This window comes from Nostoc sp., assembly GCF_036917275.1.
Taxonomy (GTDB): Bacteria; Cyanobacteriota; Cyanobacteriia; order Cyanobacteriales; family Nostocaceae; genus Nostoc.
On the sequence record NZ_JBALDF010000032.1, the window covers coordinates 260,568 to 281,063 of the forward strand.

A 20,496-nucleotide genomic window follows, 5' to 3' on the forward strand; every position below is an offset into this window, starting at 1 on the left:
CATTGTTAATGTGTCAGCTTACATTGTTAATGCATCGGCTTACATTGTTAATGTGTCAGCTTACATTGTTAATGTATCGGCTTACATTGTTAATGTATCAGCTTGCATTGTTAATGCGTCGGCTTGCATTGTTAATGCGTCGGCTTGCATTGTTAATGCGTCGGCTTGCATTAAAACGCTACACTTTTACGCAAAGTTGTACTAATTGAACTCTATAGTCTCAATAAACTCTAAAATACTCTCCTTGATGTCTTCCGCCTCTTCTTCAAGGGAATCAGGAGTTTCGCCGTTAATAAAGCTGTGCTGACTACTAACTATATACAAAAATTCACCACTGATAAAGGTGAGCAGCCCCCGGTAAGCGTCTAATCTGATCGCAGTTCCATTATTTTCTTGCTTAGAAATTGTCGAACCTTTGGGCATATCGATTAACACGTAGTAAGCGCCTCGCAAAGTATCTTTAAGATATTCGCTATACTCCACAGAAGCATCTGGTACATTCACAAAAATCGCTTGCGGTACATACTTGTCTACTAAAATTGTTTGTAAATATTCTTCTTGTCCAACAGACTCCAGTTCCTCTAACTGTTCTAGAGGGAAAGGATAATAATCGATTCTCAACAAAGTACCGATGTCATCAGAAAAGCCAACTACTCCTTCCTGGCTTTGAATTCTACCACCCTGCTGCGGATCAACTGGAATCTGCACAGTAAAGTTACCTAAGGGTGATTGATATCTCTGTTGACTAAAATCTTCTATGACTACTGTTTCATCATCGTCGTCTGCATATTCTTCTTCTGTTTCTTTAAAGGCTGCAATTACCTCCTTGATGATTTCCTCTGCTTCTTCATCCTCCAGTTCTAAGGCTGCTTGTAGCTTTTTGAGGTATGCTTGTTTCGGTTTCGGGATGGCAAGTTCATCGTCTAAAAGCACTATCACCCCAGCTGCAAAACCATCCAGCACTAATTCATCAGACAGAGATACTTTGGCGGTATTAAACAGGGGCCCAATTCCCTCTTCTTCGGCAATCCCTATGAGTCTATCAACTATTTCAGCGATTTCATCTTCTGAATATTCCTCGAAGACCTCGAATTCCCAGAGGATACCCGCTAAACTTTCTGCATCTACATCTTCGATGGATGAATCAGCGATCGCAGTCACAGTTGCGATCGCCGCCACCGCTTCCTCTGGACTTAGTGATTCCTCTGATGTCTTTGGTGAGTTAAAAACCAAGTCATATTTTGTCATAATTGCTACCTAAATTAATTCTTTGATAGTAATAGCAGATTGAAAGTGACAATGGTCAGTTTACCAATGCAGCGAATCTTCTAGAGAAAAAGTTGACTAACTAAGTAGGAGGGCGTAGATAAAAAGGTTTGTAGTGTTCCCATAGCGTCTCGTAGAGAGGACTAAAGTCCCGCTACGCCAGCAAAAAAGGGCTGGAGCCGCTGACTACAAAATCAATTACAATAATTTTACATTGCAAAACACATAGTTTGATTTATTCCCACCGACTTAACTTATGTCCTTTACTCGGTATCGCTCAGGGATAACGAAACCTTGTTGAGAGCTAATCTCCAGTGCTAATTAAGCCTTGCTGTAATCAGACTCTGCAAAACGCTGACTTCCTATATCATCAACTCAGTATTTACCGATGGCTACTTTGACTAAATATTGTAAATTTTTATGATCAAGCAATTATTAATAGTAATTGCTATCTATATTAGTTTATTTTTATTCTCTAGCTGATGAATTATATCTATCGATAGAATTAGGAACTAGCTAGCGATAGATACTTACACCCTGGGCCGGATGTCACAATACCGAAATTTGTAGTTACACACAATACTCGAAACGTTGTATTGTTGGTTTTACAAACGTGAAAACGTGAACTTCAGGAAATTTTGAGTTTTTTATATGGTACTAACCCCTCCATCTCAGTTTTCACCAGATCAATACAAAGTTGATTCTGCACACGAAAAAGTACAAGCTATTATAGAAACACCACCATCTGAGACTGAGATTGACCTAGAGTTTCTTTACACCAGAGATATTGAATTTCGTCAAGAAACCATTTACTTTCTTGTGGTCGATCGCTTTTATGATGGCGATCAAGATAACAGCGAAGGTGCAAACTCAGAACTGTACGATCCAAGTAGACAAGAATGGGGTAAGTACTGGGGTGGTGACTTGCAAGGTGTCATCGATAAATTAGATTATCTCAAAAACATGGGAGTGACTGCCCTTTGGCTAACTCCATTGTTTGAGCAGGTTGAAGAATTATTTGTTGGTAATGCAGCGCTACATGGCTATTGGACAAAAGACTTTAAACGGCTCAATCCTCGCTATATTGCTGACGGAGAGAACCCTTCTTTAAATGCCACACAAGAAGAAAAAAATACAACCTTTGATCGGTTAATTGCGGAACTGCACAAGCGCAATATGAAGCTGGTGCTAGATATTGTCTGTAACCATAGCACACCTGATACCAGCGGTAGCAAAGGTGAATTGTATGATGATGGCGTGAAAATTGCTGACTTCAATGATGATGTTGATAATTGGTATCACCACTATGGCGAAGTGCAAAACTGGGAAGACGATTGGCAAGTTCAGAACTGTGAACTATCTGGTTTAGCAACCTTTAATGAAAACAATACTGAATATCGTGAGTATATCAAGTCAGCCATTAAACAATGGCTAGACCGGGGTGTAGATGCACTGCGGGTGGATACTGTCAAGCATATGCCCATTTGGTTTTGGCAAGAATTCACTGGCGATATGAGCAATCACAAACCAGATGTATTTATTTTTGGTGAATGGATTTACAGTAATCCTACTGACGATCTCTCAGTGGAATTTGTTAACCACTCAGGCATGACACTTCTAGACTTTGGGTTGTGTGTGGCAATTCGAGCCGCACTGGGCCAAGGTTCAGAAATGGGATTCCAAACAATTCAATACATTTTTGACCAGGATTATCGCTATAACGGTGCAGCAGAGTTAGTCACTTTCATCGATAACCATGATATGTGCCGCTTCCAATCGCTGAACCCCGATCCAGCGATGCTGAAGGTTGCGATCGCCTTAATTATGACATCTCGCGGCATTCCCTGCATTTACTACGGTACAGAACAGTATCTCTATAACGATACCGACGGTGGTAACGACCCTTATAACCGCCCGATGATGGAAAATTGGGATACTGAGAGTGAGATTTATCGTTGCATCAGGCTGCTGTCTGGTTTACGGCGACTAAATCCCGCAGTGTCAATGGGTAGCCACTGGCAAAAATATCTCACTCCCGACATTTACTGTTATGTGCGTCGTTATCGTGATTCCCTATGTTTTGTCGCTTTAAACCGGGGAGGAGAAGTTACTCTCCCGGAAGTAGAGACAGAATTGCCCGATGGGGAACATACCTGCGTAGTGACTCGCAATAAGTATGAGGTGAAAGATGGTAAAATTTATGACTTAGTACTAGAAGAACGGGGAGTGATTGTTTTCAGCCACGTTGGGGAACGGATAAAAGCACAGACAATTGTGCGCGTCCAACTCAATGGCGTGGATACCCAACCCGGTGAAATCATTGTAGTAACTGGAGATTGCCCAGAGTTGGGTAACTGGGATATCAGCAAAGCATATCCCCTAGAATACATCAACTCCAATACCTGGTCTGCTGAGATTCCCTTTGATGAGAGTACTGGTAAGCTAATTGCTTATAAATATGCCATGTGGCGGGAGGGGCGATCGCCTCTGCGTGAAAATCTTGTAAATCGTCGCTGGGTAATTGCCAAAGAAGGGACTGTAAAATGGCGTGATACCTGGGCATCGGGAAGAGAATCTTAGAAATTTCAGATAAATAATGAAGTGTAAAGGAGCAAAATTTTCATCCTTCGCACTTCATTGGATGTGAATTGATAGCGCTTCTCCTACCCTGTCTTAAGCCGCTACACTCGATGTATGCAATACTCTAATTTCTAAATACTTGTTGAATATATTTTAGTTTACAGTGATCGGGATCACACCATTTTATTAGTAAAAATAGATACTATCAAGCACATAAACACCAAATAACTGTCAAAAGGAGGAGCTAAAAGGCTTTCCTTTTACAGTATAAAGGGATGCATGATACCTTGATAAGCATTAAACTCATCAGTTTTTAATTCTTACCAAGTCATCTAAAAAAATCATAAAAAGGTAAATAGTAATGCTCGACCTCTTACAAAAAAATCAATTAAGTGTTACAAAAACACTAAAAGTTAAAAATGAAATTTTAGCACGAGTTCAAGATCGAAAGCCAGAAACTTTAAATGCCGAAATTAAATTTTACAAAACTGAATTACTTCCCTATTTTATAAAGTTGAGCCAACATAATCCTGTTTTAAGTGTAACTGAGCAATTACGGCTTTTAGTGGGTGTTTGGACACCAATCTGGTCTACCATATCGTTTCATGAAAGTTTACCAAAAAGAATACAAGAGCAGTCCTTCCAAATTTTCCAGCGTGATGGTTACTGTGCTAGTATAGCTCGCTATATACTTGGAAAAGAGTCGTCTTTATCCCATAGTTTTGAATCAAATTTACCAGCTTATGATTTCATGGTGATCCAAAAATATGGAGTTAAAAATGGTAAATGGTGTCTTCAAAACATTGATAGATTTCAGGCTTTTAAAAATAGAGAAATTCCTCTAACTTTAGAATCAGTCTACAGCTGGTTTACTAATGTAGTTAACACTAAAGTAAAACTGAATGCGTCAAAACTGGCTTTGCCTAAAGCTGTAAAATTAGAAAATCTAGAGATAAATCATGCTAATGAATTTCAAAAAACATCCTTAGCAACTTCTCAAGTGTTTGAAAATTTATATATAGATAATGACTGGCGACTTGTGAAAACTCAAACAGATGCCTCACATCTACCTAATTACACAATTGCTGTGAGGAGACGATAAAGATAATAATTTCTGCAAATCCAAAAGTTTTGGGAGATGTCAAGTATAAATGTGCTAAACCGTAGTCTGCGCCATACTAATGTAGTAGTTAGCTGCTTTAGTAATTTTATACTCATGACATTCTTCTCCTACTGCCTACGTTACGATGATGGCTCGGCTCCTAACCCATTCTGGGAAGTTTGCACTCTCGCAATTTGCAAGCCTGTTATCCGACGAGTAGCAAGCATTGGAGATTGGGTTGTAGGACTTGGTTCTACACAGTCACCAATTGGGAATATCGCTGATTACGTTGTGTATGCGATGCAGGTAACGAACAAGATGACATTGCAAGAATACGACGAGTTTTGCCGAGTTCATAGTCCTCACAAAATTCCAAAGTGAGAGAGCGAAAAATTCGAGTATCGTGTTGGCGATTGCATCTATGATTACAGCCAAGGAGAACAATATAGTATTGCGTCCAAGTGTTCATGGCAAGAGTAATCAACAAACAGATTTAGGCGGTGACGGTTGCTGTGCCCGATGCAACTTGCAAGATGACGATGCTGATGAGAGGAGTAATTGCTAGATTACTTTTGTAAGATATCTACTACAGGACTGCATTGGGCGAAAATATGATAAATGTCGTTGAAAGCAGAGGGGTAACTGTTGATGAGTAAAGCAACACTCTACAATCAGGACTTTCTACTGTGGACACAACAACAGGCTGAGTGCCTGAAGAAAGGACGCTGGGCTGAGTTAGACGTTGAACATTTGGTAGAGGAACTAGAGGCTTTGGGTCGGAGTGAACAAAAGGAACTTGGAAGTTATTTGCAGGTGCTTTTAATGCACTTACTCAAATGCCAATATCAACCACAGCGAAAAACCAAAAGTTGGGTTAACACAATCTCTAACAGCCGAAACCAAATTCAAGATTGCTTGGAAGATACTCCCAGTTTGCAGCGCTTTCTTAAGGATTGGGAGTGGATAGAGAAATATTATCGCCGTGCCCGTCGAGACGCAGCGAAGGAGACTCAAATGCCAATAGAAACTTTTCCCCTTGAGTGTCCTTTCACTATGGAACAAGTTCTTAATCCTGACTTACTCTAAGTTAGACTGCTGATCCTAAGCAATATGAATGATATCATGTCCGTTGCTGAATCAGAGTATGAATTGGCATTTTTCGATATGACTAAACAACGGTTCTTTGCGTCTTTGCGTGAGACTAATTCATACTTTCAATCAGCAACGCCATCTCATGTCCGGCTAATCACAAATCAATTAAAATTTCTCCGCGTAAGAGCGTCTCCGTGTCTTTGCGTCAGCCTAAATAATAAGTCTTTTACCGGACATGATATGAGTGGTACAAAGAAGACCTCGCCTCCACGCAAACCAGCATTATAAATACCTGAATCAAATCCTATATCTAATTTTTTTGCTATAGTGATCCCAAAGGAATTATTAAGTACTTACGACGTGTAAATCAAGTAACTAATTAATTAACTTGTATATTAAACTACAAATAGACACAAATATATTCTCTAGAAAGTGGATCTATTTTGTTACTGATTTGGTTTGGCAATACGTATTTCGATATCTTCCAAGGTTTGTAACAATAAACGAGTTGCCTGCAATTTCCAACCCCATTTCTGAATTCTGTAAGCTAATACAGTCCCAACTACAGATGCTAACAAGCCTATGGGTTGATTTAAAGAAATTCCCAATAACAAACCCAATCCAGCAATTCCCCAAAATGGTAAGGCTACCGCTTGTCTTTGTTCTTCGACAATTTGGGTAATTATATTAGATTTTATAGTAGCAAGTAATTCCTCTTTGACTTGCTGCTGTTCTATTGCTGATACTGTTAAACCTATTTTACGGCGCAGTTTTTCAATTTTACGGGCATCAGTGCTGTACTCGGTTAGCTCATCTTCTGCCATTTTCAGCAGTCGTTCTAGTTGCACCATTGTGGATTGCTTCAGGTATTCAGATATAGCCATTATCTCGAATAATTGTTATTTCTAGGCTATAGTTTGCAATTTAATTGCACAATCCAAAATCACCTGGCTGGCTGCAAAATCTAAAATTGAAGATAGGAAAAATATACTAGTGGTTACGCACTGATCGAATTGAGTATAAACTTAAAAGGTAATATTTATGGCTACTGTATCTAAAAGCACTTTATCTGGATCTGCAAAAGAGCGATCGCTGATTCTGTGGTTTGATGAAGTTGGCATTGCTGATATCCCTGTAGTTGGTGGTAAAAATGCCTCACTGGGGGAAATGATTCAACAGCTAGCGCCCAAAGGTATTAACGTTCCCACTGGATTCGCCACCACCGCTTATGCTTATGATCATTTCATTCAATCGGCAGGGTTAGAAGCAAAGTTACGCAAACTTTTTGCTGACTTAGATGTTGAGGATGTCAAAAATTTACGAGAACGGGGAAAAAAAGCGCGATCGCTATTAATCCATACCCCATTTCCTGTAGAATTGCGAGAGGCGATCGCTAAAGCTTATCAGAGTCTCAGTGAACGATACAACGCAGAGACAGATGTTGCAGTCCGTTCCAGCGCCACCGCCGAAGACCTCCCCGATGCTAGTTTTGCTGGACAGCAGGAAACTTACCTCAACGTTGTCGGTGCTGAAGGAGTTTTAGCAGCTTGTCACAAGTGCTTTGCTTCCCTATTTACCGATCGCGCCATATCTTATCGCCACACCAAGGGATTTGACCACTTTAGCATTGCTCTAGCTGTGGGCGTGCAAAAAATGGTGCGCTCTGACTTAGCAACCTCTGGGGTGATGTTCTCCATTGACACAGAAACCGGTTTTAAGGATGCTGCACTGATTACAGCCGCCTACGGTTTAGGGGAAAATGTTGTTCAAGGGTCTGTAAATCCTGATGAATACTATGTTTTTAAACCAACTTTAAAAGCTGGTTTCCGCCCAATTATCGATAAAAAATTGGGCAGTAAAGAACTGAAAATGATTTATGATGACGGCTCTAAATTTACGAAAAATGTGTCTGTTTCGTATAGCGAAAGAGGCAAATTTGCCCTAAGTAATGAAGAGATTTTACAACTAGCAAATTGGGCGTGTTTAATTGAAGACCATTATTCCCAAGTCCACGGTATTTTCACTCCAATGGATATTGAGTGGGCAAAAGATGGAATTACTAACCAACTTTTTATTGTGCAAGCGCGTCCCGAAACCGTCCAGTCGCAGAAGACGGGAAATGTGTTGCAGAGTTATCGGTTGGTATTGGGAAATAGGGAATGGGGAATAGGGAATGGAGAAAAATCTTCCCTCCCTGATTCCCAATCCCCAATCCCTCTTGTTACAGGACGGGCGATTGGGGAAGCTATTAGTCAAGGGAAAGCACGCCTAATTTTAGATGTTCAGAAACTCGAACAGTTCAAACCTGGGGAAGTTTTGGTAACAGAAAGAACTGATCCTGATTGGGAACCGATTATGAAACGCGCCAGTGCAATTGTCACTAATTCTGGTGGCCGCACATGTCATGCAGCGATCATTGCGCGAGAATTGGGTGTACCTGCGATCGTGGGATGCGGCAATGCTACAGAAATTTTGAAACCTGGTCAAGAGGTAACAATTTCTTGCGCTGAAGGAGAAGAAGGAAAAGTTTATGCAGGATTATTACCTTTTGAAGTGAAAGAAGTCCCTTTAGAGAACTTACCCCGTACCCGCACTCAAATTTTAATGAATGTTGGTAATCCTCAAGAAGCATTGAGTTTATCTACAATTCCCAACGATGGAGTCGGTTTAGCGCGGACAGAATTTATCATTGCTAACCAAATCCAAATTCATCCAATGGCGTTAATTCACTATGACTTATTAAAAGATGAATTTGTCAAAGCTAAAATTGCTGAAATTACTGCACTTTACGACAAAAAACCCCAGTATTTTGTTGATAAATTAGCTCAAGGTATAGGTAGGATTGCGGCGGCATTTTATCCCAAACCAGTGATTGTCCGAACCTCAGATTTCAAAAGTAATGAATATGCCAATTTGTTAGGTGGGCGACAGTTTGAACCCCACGAAGAAAACCCAATGCTGGGTTGGCGGGGGGCGGCACGTTATTATGATCAAGGTTACAGGGAAGCTTTTGCCCTAGAATGTCATGCCATCAAGCGGGTAAGGGAAGAAATGGGTTTAACGAATGTTATCCCGATGATTCCCTTTTGTCGTACTCCCGATGAAGGGCGTTTGGTTTTGGCAGAGATGGCAAAAAATGGTTTAAAGCAGGGTGTTAACGACTTGCAGGTTTATGTGATGTGTGAGTTGCCCAGTAATGTTATTCTGGCTGAGGACTTTGCTGAAGTATTTGATGGCTTCTCGATTGGTTCCAATGATTTAACTCAGCTGACACTGGGGATAGACAGGGATTCAGCGTTAGTAGCGAGGTTGTTTGATGAACGCAGTCCTGCTGTCAAGCAAATGGTGAAAATGGCTATAAAAGCTGCAAAAAAATATAACTGCAAAATCGGCATTTGTGGACAAGCACCCAGCGATTACCCAGAATTTGCTCAGTTTTTGGTTGAACAAGGAATTGACTCAATCAGTCTGAATCCAGATTCGGTTTTAAAGACGATGTTGGAAGTGGCAAAAGTCGAGGGTACTAATTCCTAATTCGAGTAATTTATGGCAGTTAAAGACCGTTACCACGAAAACTTGAAGAATGCCTTAATTAAAGATGGCTGGACTGTTACTAACGATCCCTTTCATCTAAAGTGGGGGAAAAAGGATCTTTACGTGGATTTGGCTGCGGAAAAGTTGCTCATAGCAGAAAAAGGAACATAGAAGATTGCTGTAGAAATCAAAACCTTCAGTGGCGACTCAGAAGTAGCAAGCCTAGAACAGGCGATTGGTCAGTACTTTACGTACCTTGATGTCATCAGCCGCAATTATCGAGATCGGGTTTTGTATATCGCTGTTCATGAGGATGTTTTTACTGATATTTTTGAGGAAGAGCCGCTTGGTAAACTTATATTGGAAGACTACAAAATTCCTTTGATCGTTTTTAATCCAAAGCGGGAGATTAGCGATCGCCATATTTTGTTTGTGTAATTGTCTACATAACTTTTGACTGCTCAACCATAAGTATCTTACTATTTTGCAGAATGGCGATTTAGTTTAGTCAAAGGTAAGATGACAATTCTGTTGGAAACCGAACGCCTGATTATTCGCAGTTGGATACCCCGTCGGCGAGTATCAAAAACTCATTCACGAGTATCAAAGACTCGTCGGCGAGTATCAAAGACTCATTCCCTATTCCCAATGCCCAATGACTAATGACTAATGACTAATGAATAAAAAGTGGTTCCGAATTGGCATGGTGAGTATATTTATTCTCTCAGTTGCCTTACGATTTTGGGGACTAGAGAGATTCAACACTCTGGTGTTTGATGAAGTTTACTTTGCGAAATTCGGTAATAATTATCTCACGCATACGCCATTTTTTAATGCCCATCCGCCGCTGAGTCAATATCTGATCGGCATCGGCATTTGGATTGGCAGTCACATTCCTTTTTGGCACGATACTGTCAATGGGCTGACAGGTTCAATGCGATCGCCTTGGACTTATCGTTGGTTAAATGCCCTTACAGGCTCATTTATCCCTTTAGTTGTGGCTGCGATCGCTTATCAATTGAGTTATCGTCGTAGCTTTGCAATCCTAGCAGGTTTGTTCACAGCTTGTGATGGTATCTTTCTAGTTGAGTCTCGCTACGCTTTAAGTAATATTTATATCGTCATCTTTGGTTTGTTAGGGCAATGGTTTTTATTATTGGCATTAGATAACCAAAATCGGCGACGTTCATTTTGGTTAGTTTTTGCTGGTATTACTTTTGGTGCGTCAGTCGGTACTAAGTGGAACGGTTTATGGTTTCTGTCAGGTGCTTATCTCATTTGGATAACAGCTTGGGTAATTCGGGGAATGCATTCTTTTCCTAACTCCAAACTTATTTTTATATCCCCCTCATTGAAAGAGGTAGAAAACAGGAGTCAGGAAGCAGAACTTAGTACTCATTCTCCCTCATCTCAGACACCATTACAAAACTTGACTCAACTAAATATTTTTCAGATGCTATTTTATCTAGGAATTATCCCAGCTTTTATCTACAGCATCATCTGGATTCCCCATCTTCAACTAGATAAAACATATGGATTCATCGCAGTACATCAGCAAATTTTGAAGTTTCACTTACATTTAGGTGGCAATAGTCCTAACGTGCATCCTTACTGTGCTGCCTGGTACAAATGGCCGTTGATGACTCGACCAATGGCATATTATTATCAAACGGCTGAAAGTATCACTGAACCATTACCTGTAATGGGCCCGCCTTTACCTGTCGGTGCTGGGCAAGTTATTTATGATGTCCATGCAATGGGCAATCCATTTTTATGGTGGTTTGGTGTCGCTGCCATATTGTTTTTAGTAGGGATGCTGGTGTCACGATTAGTGATTTTTTGGGTGAAGGAAAAGCGTTTTTCTGCGCCTGCAACTCTTAGTATTGATACTTGGATTGCCTTGTATTTAGTTATAAATTATGCTGCGAACTTATTACCTTGGGTAAAGGTGACGAGGTGTGTTTTTATCTATCACTATATGTGTGCAGTAGTGTTTGTATTTTTAGCGATCGCTTGGTTTGTTGATCAGTGTCTTCGCAGTTATTATCAACAACTCCGGGCGGTAGGTGTCACTATTACTTTTATCATTCTGGTTGCTTTTATTTTCTGGATGCCCGTTTATTTGGGTTTACCTCTCTCCCATAACGGTTATAAGCTGCGAATGTGGTTCAATTCTTGGATTTAATTAAAGGGGCATTGGCCAACTTAACCCAGATTTCTCACAAGTGAGAAAAAAATCATGTACAGAACCTTATTTCACTCTTTCCAACGTGCGAACAATGTTGGAAACATTCGCGATCGCTCAGGTGGTGGGTTGGAACATCTTGCAAGGATTCAATAATCGCACGGACAAGTTCAAGGCGAGTCTCCTTTAAAGAGGCTTCGCCAACGCTCACTGGCAGTTGACGGGCTTGCTCTTTAAGCTTTTGCAGGGACATAGAAAACACTCCGACAAATGCTGTATCTCAATTTTAGTATGAGCGATCAACGCTTAACTAAAGATAAATCCGGTGTCAGCCTTTGCAAAACTTGGTTTAATACCATTACAGCTAAGATCCTAGTATCCTATTTTGGGATTATCCGAAAATAGGTTTATTGTATTCAACGTATACATAGTGCTAAAGCTAAGGCACAATGAAATTTATTTTCAGCCAGGACTATGAAATATTCCGTCGCTGTATGATTGCGGCTCGTAAGGAGGCAAAACTAACTCAACAGACGCTTGCTAAATCCTTGAAAAAGCCACAATCTTTTGTAGCCAAATACGAAAATGGTGAACGGCGGTTAGATGTAATTGAGTTTCTATTAGTTACTCGCGTAATCGGTGTAGATCCTTGCGATATTCTCAGAAAAGTTGAACAAGGAATATTTGAAGCATCTTGTGAGGAAGAAGTATGAATACACAGGATGTAATCAGGCTGGCATCCCAGTATCTAGACAATTTATCGGGTCATATTTTTGACGTTTTAGATATATCTAAGCCTATAACTGTAAATGCGGCACTAAACTTGGCTAGAGTTATTTCAAAGCTTTCACCCTTACTCGGAAATTTAATCGAATTTAACACAGTTGAATTTTTGAATAAACAAAATGAATTTTCTGGCTTTGGAAACTGGCAGAGGCAAGATCCAGGTTTTCCAGATACTATTTTTGTAGGAAAAGTTCAACCGACACCAGGATTAGAAATTAAAGCATGGTTTCCATTAGCCACAGAAATAACAGCACGCTTTAAAGACAGTCAAAATCACTTTAAATACGATCAAACCTATGTTGTTATGCTGGCATGGTTGCCTGATAAAATTATCTATGGCAAGCCTCGTATTCTTGATGTATGTGTTGTCTCTGGTTTGTCGGTAGCTTTAGCTAGAGATACTCATTATCATAATCCGCCAGATTATCTTGTTTTGGAGCCAGAAGATACTACTCAAAGAACAGCAAATTTACAGCAGACAAACACTAGCGGTTATAAATTTCAAGGATCTATCGAAGAGTTTTTAGAAGCTCAAAAAATAGTTGATTCATGGGGTATTGAAGCAAAAATATATAAACCAACTAGAGAATATCAGCATCTTTTACGTGAACTATTGATCCGGTACAAATACAGATTGGATACTAATTTCGCAAAGATGGACAGAATCGTGCATCCAGGTATTGAAAAATTTAAGCAGCGTGTCTATAATATTGAAGTTTCTAGTATTACAGTTGGTCAATGGAATAGGCTTCTATCAAGCCGTAGAGAAGACAGCATTAAGAAATATTTGCAAGATTATCTAGAGATTAGAGAAGAGAGTATTGATGAACTTCTTGATTAAATCTCTGCACTCCATAATAAAAATAATCTGGATCAATTTCGCAAGAGTAAGCTTTTCGTCTCAGTTTACGCGCTGCTAGAGATGCACTGAACAGTCCACCGAAAGGTTCCCATATAACATCGTTTTTATCACTTGACGCTTCAACAATAACGCTCATCAAGTCGAGAGGCTTCTGATTAAGGTGTAATGCTTTTCCAGAAGGAGTCTTAACTCTCTCATCACCCCGGAGAGCTTGGCGATCCCAAACATTTGTAAAACCATAAGGACACTTAAATTTGGAGCGCATCTTACTCCATTCTTGCCCTGTTAAAGATTGGTTGCCATCCAAAGAAAAATAAGGTCTTCCTTCTGGACTACCATGCTCATTTGCATAGTTCACTAACCTCTCAAACATCTCTGGAGGAGGGAAATACCATAAGTGTCCTTGATCGAAATACTTCCTAGTTGCAGCATCAACTACACCACAAGCATCGTTTGCCTGTCGTAGTCGTAATCCAGAACGTTTCCACTCTTTTAGTAACCATTTTTTTAACGTGAGTTCGTTGATTTTAACTTCTCTTACATATTGAACACACACTTCTGTAACTACAGGGAATCTACGAATTTTTTCTGTATTAACATTCCCTGCTATATGACCTTTTCCTTTATTCCAAATATTACAATTTACATAGCGCCAACCGTGCTTTTCTAAAACTGGATGCACAACAGCCCAGCCAATTTCTGAATTCCAAAACCAGAGTGTTGTGCATGGTATAGCTGCTTTTGACCATGCTTTAATATGAGGTTCATACCAATTAGGTAAATCAATATGATCTGAAGTGTCTCCTTCAAAACCAAGAACACCGTAAGCTCCATCTGAAACGATGACTGTAGGCTGCTCCCAATTGTTGTAATGTTCGAGACTATCACCCAGATATAGAGCAACGCTTTCATCATTCCACGCAGAAAAATTTAAATTTGTGTTGAGGTTGACTAATTTTCCACGACCAACTGTACTGGTAGCCTTACGTTTTGAAATTATAGGGGAACTCGGTTCTGGGTTAGATAGACTCATTTATCGGTTTACGTAGCTCTGAAACTTGAGTACCTCTTAAATTTATCCTATTTTGGGATATTCAGACAGTGATAGACACTAAAATTAACCAAAAACACGCTAATACGCAATATTTTCTATCCCGCAGGTACGTAATTTATGAGATTTAATTTAACGCTTAACTAAAGATAAATCCGGTGTCAGCCTTTGCAAAACTTGCTTCAATACCATCGCTGTCCAATCTATATCAGCTTCAGTCGTATCACGCCCCAACGTGATCCGAATTCCGCCCAAGGCAGCTTTTTCAGAATAACCCATCGCTAACAATATTGGGCTAGGGCTAAGTTTACCACTGTGACAGGCAGCACCAGCACTGATGCCGATGCCAGCAAGGTTTAGTTGTCGTACCAAGGCTTTACCGCTGAATTTTTCGCCATCGGCGTGTTCTAGGCACATACTGACATGGTGAGGTAAACGATCGCAGCTATCCCCTGTAGCAATTAAACCAGGAATCTCAGCTAATTGGGCAAAAGCGCGATCGCGTAACTCAATCAACCGTGGTGTTTCTGTAGCCAATTCTTCAGCTGCTAATTCTGCTGCTACACCAAATCCCGCAATTATCGGTACTGCTTGCGTACCAGAACGCAGTCCCATTTCTTGCCCACCACCACCCAGTAGAGGCATCAAATCCACACCAGGATGCACGTACAGCGCCCCTACACCTTGGGGGCCATATATTTTATGACTGGAAAGACTAACTAAGTCTACTGGGAGTTGTTGCACATCTATGGGTAAGCGTCCCGCAGCTTGCACCGCATCTGTATGGAACAAAGCACCATGCGATCGCACAATCTTACCCAGTTCTGCGATCGGTTGCACAGTCCCTACTTCACTTTGACCGTAAATCACGGAAACCAAAACTGTGTTATGTCGTAAGGCTGCCTTTAAATCTAGGGGATTGACTCTACCTTTAACATCTACAGACAAGCGCGTAACTTCCCAACCCCACATCTCTAACAACCGTACTGTCTCAGAAATTGCGGAATGCTCGACGCTGGAAATAATTATATGTTGAGGAACAGCATACAACCGAGCCACACCCATAATTGCTAGATTATTTGCCTCAGTGCCGCCAGAGGTAAAGATTATGGATGCCGGATCGGCGGCGTTAATTAAACCAGCAACTTGGACTCTGGCTTGTTCCACAACCGTTGCAGCCCGTTGTCCCCACTCGTGTAAGCTGGAAGGATTGCCCCACTGTTGGGTGAGGACTGTTTGCATAACTGCGATCGCTTCTTTTCGAGTCGGAGTAGTGGCGCTGTAATCTAGATAAATTTGCATATAACTGAATAATGGTGAGAACACAGGTTGGTAGTAGGCTGCTGCTCTTGTCAGCATATACAGTTTTAGTGGACAAATCCTGAAAAAATCTCTGTAATGCCTCTAGCTGTGGATTTTTCCCTTTACTTGGAAAGCTATTTCTCTACTTAATTTAAAACACAAAATTTTGGGAATGATAAATATGTCCACTCTCAATCCACTTTTAACAGATTACAGTGCAACTTATCTCTAGACAAAGATATTTTTTATATATCTTTTTACTGATATTTCCCCTCGCTGGTTGTCAACGAGTCCAGTCTTACAATCAGCGTCCAGCACCTTTACCACAAGACCCCTTAGTTCAAGTTTACTTTAACCATTCTGAGTCTTCAGAATACAAGGAAGCTTACCGTCAGCAAACTCGCCTGGGGGATGATTTAGAAAAAAAGATTATCGATGCTATTACAAACGCTAAATCTACAGTAGATGTGGCGGTGCAAGAATTACGTTTACCCAAAGTTGCCCAAGCATTGGTTGATAGACAAAAAGCTGGGGTAAAAGTCAGGATAATTTTAGAAAATACCTATAGCCGACCTTGGAGTAGCTTTACATCTGCTGAAATAGGTAAGTTAGATAAAAGAGAACAGGAACGCTATCACGAATTTCGCCAATTTATTGATATTAACCAAGATAATCAACTCAGTCCCACAGAAATAAATCAAAGAGACGCTCTGGTGATTTTGCAGAATGCTAAAATTCCCTGGATAGATGATCAAGCCGATGGTTCAGCAGGTAGCAGTTTGATGCATCACAAATTTGTGATTGTGGACAATCGTCTTGTAATTATCACTTCGGCGAATTTTACTTTGAGTGATACTTCCGGTGATTTTACAAATTCCAGCAGTTTAGGAAATGCCAATAATTTATTGCAGATTGACAGCCCAGAATTAGCATCTTTATTTACACAAGAGTTTAACATCATGTGGGGTGATGGGCCGGGAGGTCAGCCAGATAGTCGATTTGGTTTGCAAAAGCCGACGCGTTTACCAAAACAAATAACTTTAGGTAACACCCAAATTACTGTGCAATTTTCACCTACTTCTCCAACTCAACCTTGGAGTAACAGTGGTAATGGTTTAATTGCTAAAACTTTAGATTCAGCAACCAAATCTATTGATATGGCGTTATTTGTCTTTTCCGAACAGCGTCTTGCGAATATTTTAGAAAAACGCCATCAACAAAGTGTGCAAATTCGCGCTTTAATTGAACCACAATTCGCCTATAGACCTTATAGCGAAGCGTTGGATATGATGGGGGTTGCTCTCAGTAACAAATGTAAATATGAACTTGATAACCATCCTTGGTCAAATCCAATTACTACTGTAGGTGTACCTGTGTTACCCAAAGGCGATTTATTGCATCACAAATTTGGTGTTATTGATAGTAAAACAGTAATTACAGGTTCTCATAATTGGTCAGATGCTGCCAATAAGGGTAATGATGAGACGCTTGTAGTGATTGAAAGTCCTATAGTTGCTGCTCATTATGTGCGAGAATTTGCTCGTCTTTATACCAAAGTTAAACCCGGCTTACCACCAGGAATTCAAGAAAAAATAAAATTAGAACAAACACGCTGTCCCCAGATAAAAACTTCTTTATCAACTGAGGCACAAGCAATTAAAAAAATAAATATCAATACTGCAAGTCTAGAGTAATTAGCAACTCCCCCTGGCGTTGGTAAGAAGTTAACACAGCGGATAATTATTAGCCGTCAACAGCAAAAGTTTATCTTTTTACAAGACTTGGAACGAGTTCCAGGAGTTAGTGCTAATACGTTAGAAAAATGCAGTAATCGGGCGCACAGATATGCGCCCCTACAATGGTTTGTATTCTACTTAGTTAAAAACATGTAAAATTATACAAATGCGGTATTTAAATGCGATCGCTAGCTAAACCAGTCAAACTGCGGGAATGCCCATTCTGAGAAAATCGTTCTGCTATTACTTGTTGATAAACCGCCTCATAGCCATCAGTCATGTGCTTAACGCTGAAAATATTTTCGACATGCTGGCGACAGGCATAGCGATCTAACTCTGTTACTTGGTCAATAGCACTGATGCACTCTTGAATATTATTGCAGAGGAAACCCGTCTTGCCGTGGGAAATTACCTCTTCAGTAGACCCCAATTTGATCGCAATCACTGGCGTACCCGAAGCCATTGATTCAACCATTACTAATCCAAAGGGTTCTCGCCAAGTGATCGGAAATAGAGTTGCGACTGCACCTCCCATCAAAGCATTTTTTTGAGCATGGTTGGCTTCACCCAAATACTCGATTTGCTTCCCGTCAATCTGCGGTTTGATTTCCTTCTCAAAGTATTCCATATCAACGGCATCTATCTTACCTGCCATTTTCAAATGCCAACCAGCAAGTTTCGCAATTTCTATTGCTAAATGCACTCCCTTCTCTGGAGACATCCGACCTAAAAACGCCAGGTAGGGCGGATCTTCTGGTTGGGCGTGAAAATTATAACTGCTGACATTAATCCCGTTGTAGACCGTTGCTATAGAGTTCAACCCTAACCTTGGTTCTCGTTGTGCATCGGAAATATTCACGTAGGGTTGTTTTTTAGCAAAACTAAATATCTTTTCGTTGTCAGGGGTAAAAATACCGTGCAACGTATGAACCGTAGGGGTTGTGACGAGATTCGCGTAAGTCAGTGCCCCATGCCCCACATGGGAGTGAATAATATCAAACTCTTCTGCGCGTTCATATACCGAAGCTAGATTTAGCAATTCGTAAATGCCGTAATCTTTGATAGTAGGATCGAGTCTGAGGGCACGGGGATGAACTGAGGTTAGTGTTCCCAGACTAATAGAATCTCCCGATGCAAATAAAGTTACTTCGTGTCCGCGTCGGACTAATTCATCGGTCAATAACCCCACTACTAACTCTACACCACCATAAGCTGGAGGTGGAACTCTTTCCCACAGTGGAGCTACTTGAGCAATTCGCATCACAAACCTCCTAAAAAATAAAAATTGAATTAGAAGTTTTTTCTTTCTGCTGCTCTAGTGCTTGTAATTGATTTACTCTGCATCAGAAAGTAACTTCAGATACTAAACTTATTAACAATTCCCTTTAAATTTTATGCTCATCTTTCTATATTTTTCATCTATCCTAGTACGGAAATTACCCACTCCTAAAGAGGTAAGTACATTATAAGTTATTAATTATTGGTGATTTGGTGCAATTGAAAATATAGATTTTTTTTTAAATAGGAATTTTATCTAATCGTCAAAATCTAAGTTAAATGATTATAATAGGCGAAAAAGCTGTATTATTGCCTGTTAATTATCTGATTTTCAAATGTTAATTAAAGAATAAAGTGTCTGGACACTCTTTGGGCGGCTTTCCGTACCTAAAGGATAACCCGTAGCCGCCCAAAGGGTAGATTTTTGTGAAGTAGGTAGTTTCAAATCAGAAGCTGCAAAGTTTTATTAAAAATTCTATCCAAGTTCTTAAAGGTAACAATTAACTAATACACAGTGGCAGAAGTTTGCCTACCTTTAACAAGGGATTTTGCCCGTTGTTAGTCTAAGATGCTAGCTGGACTTACACGCCTTCTGTACTAGTTCTGCGGCTTGAAGTTAAGTCTTGCTAACGTTATCTACTAGTTTGGTGGCGGGATCTGTCTTAAAAAATTGCTCCTCTTGGGAAAACCCCTTGGCGCTAGCCTCTCCCAATGTGAGAAGACCACATTTTTCGCTAAATCCCAGTTACAAAACTTAATTACGAATTACATTAGCGAGTATTCCCTCTCCACTAATTGGATTTACCAGGAGGCAAAAGGAAAGAAGAGAGTTAAAATATTGACTTATTACATAAAATATGATGTTTTTTATTGCTATCCACAAAAATCAAATATAAACATGAATATCTCTCCATCTCTCAAAAAACCGCGTGTTTCATGGCAGGCGGTTTTCTCACTGCTAATATTTGTGTTCATGTACCTGCCCATATTGGTACTTGGCTTTTATAGCTTCAATCAGTCGCCATACAGTGCAACTTGGCAAGGATTCACTCTCGATTGGTATGGCAAGTTGTTCAATGACGATCGCATCTTATCAGCTTTGCAAAACAGTATGATAGTTGCTGTTTGTGCAGTGGGAATTTCAGCAGTGCTGGGAACCTTGATGGCGGTTGGGTTGGCGCGTTACCAATTTCCTGGTAAAAAATTGTATCTTGGTATTGCTTACCTACCATTGATTATTCCTGATATTGCGATCGCAGTGGCTACCTTAGTATGCCTAGCGGCGTTTGCAATTCCTTTGAGTTTGTGGACAATAGTTGCAGCCCATGTGGTGTTTTGTCTCGCCTACGTCGGACTTGTAGTTGCTTCACGACTGACTAATTTAGATCCTCACTTAGAAGAAGCAGCACTAGATTTAGGCGCTACACCCACACAAGCTTTCATCAAAGTATTGTTACCTCAATTGATGCCTGGTATTGTAGCTGGTTGTCTCTTGGCTTTTGTTCTCAGCTTAGATGACTTTCTCATTGCCAGTTTTACTGCTGGTAGCGGTTCTAACACCTTACCAATGGAAATTTTTAGCCGCATTAGAACCGGAGTCAAGCCTGATATTAACGCTTTAAGTGTGATGTTGATTTCAGTATCTGCGATCGTTGCTCTTGTAGCTGAATCAATTCGTGCTTCTGGAGAGAATGAAACTTTCAAATAAGAGTCGCAATTGGC

The 20,496-nt window shown here is 40.3% G+C and carries 16 protein-coding genes and 2 pseudogenes; 12 read left to right on the top strand and 6 right to left on the bottom strand.

Going from position 1 to position 20,496, the window contains the following annotated elements; translation table 11 throughout:
• Positions 1-201: 201 nt before the first annotated feature.
• On the bottom strand, positions 202-1,248 hold the full coding sequence (locus V7K35_RS12425; protein ID WP_335079322.1) for a hypothetical protein: 1,047 nt from the start codon (positions 1,246-1,248) through the stop codon (positions 202-204).
• Between the two features lie 669 nt (positions 1,249-1,917).
• On the opposite strand from V7K35_RS12425, the gene V7K35_RS12430 reads away from it, so the two are divergent.
• The 5 genes from V7K35_RS12430 (at position 1,918) to V7K35_RS12450 (ending at position 6,034) form a co-directional block, all read left to right on the top strand.
• Entirely contained in the window at positions 1,918-3,846 is a 1,929-nt protein-coding gene (locus V7K35_RS12430; protein ID WP_335079324.1) for an alpha-amylase family glycosyl hydrolase, read from the top strand.
• Positions 3,847-4,207: 361 nt separating this feature from the next.
• Positions 4,208-4,948 carry a hypothetical protein gene (locus V7K35_RS12435; RefSeq protein ID WP_335079326.1) on the top strand — a complete coding sequence of 247 codons (741 nt, stop codon included), beginning with the start codon at positions 4,208-4,210 and terminating at the stop codon, positions 4,946-4,948.
• Between the two features lie 36 nt (positions 4,949-4,984).
• Positions 4,985-5,329, top strand: a complete 345-nt coding sequence (locus V7K35_RS12440; protein WP_335079328.1) for a hypothetical protein — start codon at positions 4,985-4,987, stop codon at positions 5,327-5,329.
• A 40-nt stretch (positions 5,330-5,369) separates the two neighbouring features.
• Positions 5,370-5,513 carry a hypothetical protein gene (locus tag V7K35_RS12445; protein WP_335079330.1) on the top strand — a complete coding sequence of 48 codons (144 nt, stop codon included), beginning with the start codon at positions 5,370-5,372 and terminating at the stop codon, positions 5,511-5,513.
• 83 nt (positions 5,514-5,596) lie between these two features.
• Positions 5,597-6,034: a DUF29 domain-containing protein gene (locus V7K35_RS12450; RefSeq protein ID WP_335079332.1), complete on the top strand. Its 438-nt coding sequence runs from the start codon at positions 5,597-5,599 to the stop codon at positions 6,032-6,034.
• Between the two features lie 452 nt (positions 6,035-6,486).
• On the opposite strand, the gene V7K35_RS12455 is transcribed toward V7K35_RS12450, so the two are convergent.
• Entirely contained in the window at positions 6,487-6,891 is a 405-nt protein-coding gene (locus V7K35_RS12455) for a hypothetical protein (protein ID WP_335079638.1), read from the bottom strand.
• Between the two features lie 190 nt (positions 6,892-7,081).
• Here V7K35_RS12455 and ppsA point away from each other — a divergent pair, with 190 nt between their 5' ends.
• The 3 genes and pseudogenes from ppsA to V7K35_RS12470 all read left to right on the top strand — a co-directional run bounded on the left by ppsA (position 7,082) and on the right by V7K35_RS12470 (position 11,759).
• The gene (ppsA, locus tag V7K35_RS12460) at positions 7,082-9,574 is read left to right on the top strand and encodes a phosphoenolpyruvate synthase (RefSeq protein ID WP_335079334.1); all 2,493 of its coding nucleotides are present in this window, start codon (positions 7,082-7,084) and stop codon (positions 9,572-9,574) included.
• Positions 9,575-9,586: 12 nt separating this feature from the next.
• A pseudogene (locus V7K35_RS12465) lies at positions 9,587-10,012 on the top strand (XisH family protein).
• 238 nt (positions 10,013-10,250) lie between these two features.
• Entirely contained in the window at positions 10,251-11,759 is a 1,509-nt protein-coding gene (locus tag V7K35_RS12470; RefSeq protein WP_335079336.1) for a dolichyl-phosphate-mannose--protein mannosyltransferase, read from the top strand.
• A 52-nt stretch (positions 11,760-11,811) separates the two neighbouring features.
• On the opposite strand, the gene V7K35_RS12475 is transcribed toward V7K35_RS12470, so the two are convergent.
• Positions 11,812-12,012: a hypothetical protein gene (locus tag V7K35_RS12475; protein WP_335079338.1), complete on the bottom strand. Its 201-nt coding sequence runs from the start codon at positions 12,010-12,012 to the stop codon at positions 11,812-11,814.
• A gap of 196 nt (positions 12,013-12,208) precedes the next feature.
• Here V7K35_RS12475 and V7K35_RS12480 point away from each other — a divergent pair, with 196 nt between their 5' ends.
• Entirely contained in the window at positions 12,209-12,472 is a 264-nt protein-coding gene (locus V7K35_RS12480) for a helix-turn-helix domain-containing protein (RefSeq protein WP_335079340.1), read from the top strand.
• The gene (locus V7K35_RS12485; protein WP_335079342.1) at positions 12,469-13,386 is read left to right on the top strand and encodes a hypothetical protein; all 918 of its coding nucleotides are present in this window, start codon (positions 12,469-12,471) and stop codon (positions 13,384-13,386) included. Before V7K35_RS12480 ends, V7K35_RS12485 begins: the two co-directional genes overlap by 4 nt.
• On the opposite strand, the gene V7K35_RS12490 is transcribed toward V7K35_RS12485, so the two are convergent.
• The gene (locus V7K35_RS12490) at positions 13,352-14,440 is read right to left on the bottom strand and encodes a DNA methyltransferase (protein ID WP_335079344.1); all 1,089 of its coding nucleotides are present in this window, start codon (positions 14,438-14,440) and stop codon (positions 13,352-13,354) included. The genes V7K35_RS12485 and V7K35_RS12490 overlap by 35 nt on opposite strands.
• 150 nt (positions 14,441-14,590) lie before the next feature.
• Positions 14,591-15,760: a cysteine desulfurase family protein gene (locus V7K35_RS12495; RefSeq protein WP_335079640.1), complete on the bottom strand. Its 1,170-nt coding sequence runs from the start codon at positions 15,758-15,760 to the stop codon at positions 14,591-14,593.
• A 215-nt stretch (positions 15,761-15,975) separates the two neighbouring features.
• On the opposite strand from V7K35_RS12495, the pseudogene V7K35_RS12500 reads away from it, so the two are divergent.
• Positions 15,976-17,652: pseudogene (locus tag V7K35_RS12500) on the top strand (phospholipase D-like domain-containing protein).
• Between the two features lie 19 nt (positions 17,653-17,671).
• On the opposite strand, the gene V7K35_RS12505 reads toward V7K35_RS12500, so the two are convergent.
• A complete protein-coding gene (locus V7K35_RS12505) occupies positions 17,672-18,757 on the bottom strand; it encodes a glycosyltransferase family 4 protein (protein WP_335079346.1) in 1,086 nt (361 codons plus the stop codon).
• Positions 18,758-19,672: 915 nt separating this feature from the next.
• Here V7K35_RS12505 and V7K35_RS12510 point away from each other — a divergent pair.
• On the top strand, positions 19,673-20,482 hold the full coding sequence (locus tag V7K35_RS12510) for an ABC transporter permease (RefSeq protein ID WP_335079348.1): 810 nt from the start codon (positions 19,673-19,675) through the stop codon (positions 20,480-20,482).
• Positions 20,483-20,496: the final 14 nt, after the last annotated feature.

Coding starts and splice junctions, on each gene's coding strand:
- V7K35_RS12425 (WP_335079322.1), bottom strand. CDS start 1,248: ATGACAAAATATGACTTGGTTTTTAACTCACCAAAGACATCAGAGGAA.
- V7K35_RS12430 (WP_335079324.1), top strand. CDS start 1,918: ATGGTACTAACCCCTCCATCTCAGTTTTCACCAGATCAATACAAAGTT.
- V7K35_RS12435 (WP_335079326.1), top strand. CDS start 4,208: ATGCTCGACCTCTTACAAAAAAATCAATTAAGTGTTACAAAAACACTA.
- V7K35_RS12440 (WP_335079328.1), top strand. CDS start 4,985: ATGTCAAGTATAAATGTGCTAAACCGTAGTCTGCGCCATACTAATGTA.
- V7K35_RS12445 (WP_335079330.1), top strand. CDS start 5,370: ATGATTACAGCCAAGGAGAACAATATAGTATTGCGTCCAAGTGTTCAT.
- V7K35_RS12450 (WP_335079332.1), top strand. CDS start 5,597: ATGAGTAAAGCAACACTCTACAATCAGGACTTTCTACTGTGGACACAA.
- V7K35_RS12455 (WP_335079638.1), bottom strand. CDS start 6,891: ATGGTGCAACTAGAACGACTGCTGAAAATGGCAGAAGATGAGCTAACC.
- ppsA (WP_335079334.1), top strand. CDS start 7,082: ATGGCTACTGTATCTAAAAGCACTTTATCTGGATCTGCAAAAGAGCGA.
- V7K35_RS12470 (WP_335079336.1), top strand. CDS start 10,251: ATGAATAAAAAGTGGTTCCGAATTGGCATGGTGAGTATATTTATTCTC.
- V7K35_RS12475 (WP_335079338.1), bottom strand. CDS start 12,012: ATGTCCCTGCAAAAGCTTAAAGAGCAAGCCCGTCAACTGCCAGTGAGC.
- V7K35_RS12480 (WP_335079340.1), top strand. CDS start 12,209: ATGAAATTTATTTTCAGCCAGGACTATGAAATATTCCGTCGCTGTATG.
- V7K35_RS12485 (WP_335079342.1), top strand. CDS start 12,469: ATGAATACACAGGATGTAATCAGGCTGGCATCCCAGTATCTAGACAAT.
- V7K35_RS12490 (WP_335079344.1), bottom strand. CDS start 14,440: ATGAGTCTATCTAACCCAGAACCGAGTTCCCCTATAATTTCAAAACGT.
- V7K35_RS12495 (WP_335079640.1), bottom strand. CDS start 15,760: ATGCAAATTTATCTAGATTACAGCGCCACTACTCCGACTCGAAAAGAA.
- V7K35_RS12505 (WP_335079346.1), bottom strand. CDS start 18,757: ATGCGAATTGCTCAAGTAGCTCCACTGTGGGAAAGAGTTCCACCTCCA.
- V7K35_RS12510 (WP_335079348.1), top strand. CDS start 19,673: ATGAATATCTCTCCATCTCTCAAAAAACCGCGTGTTTCATGGCAGGCG.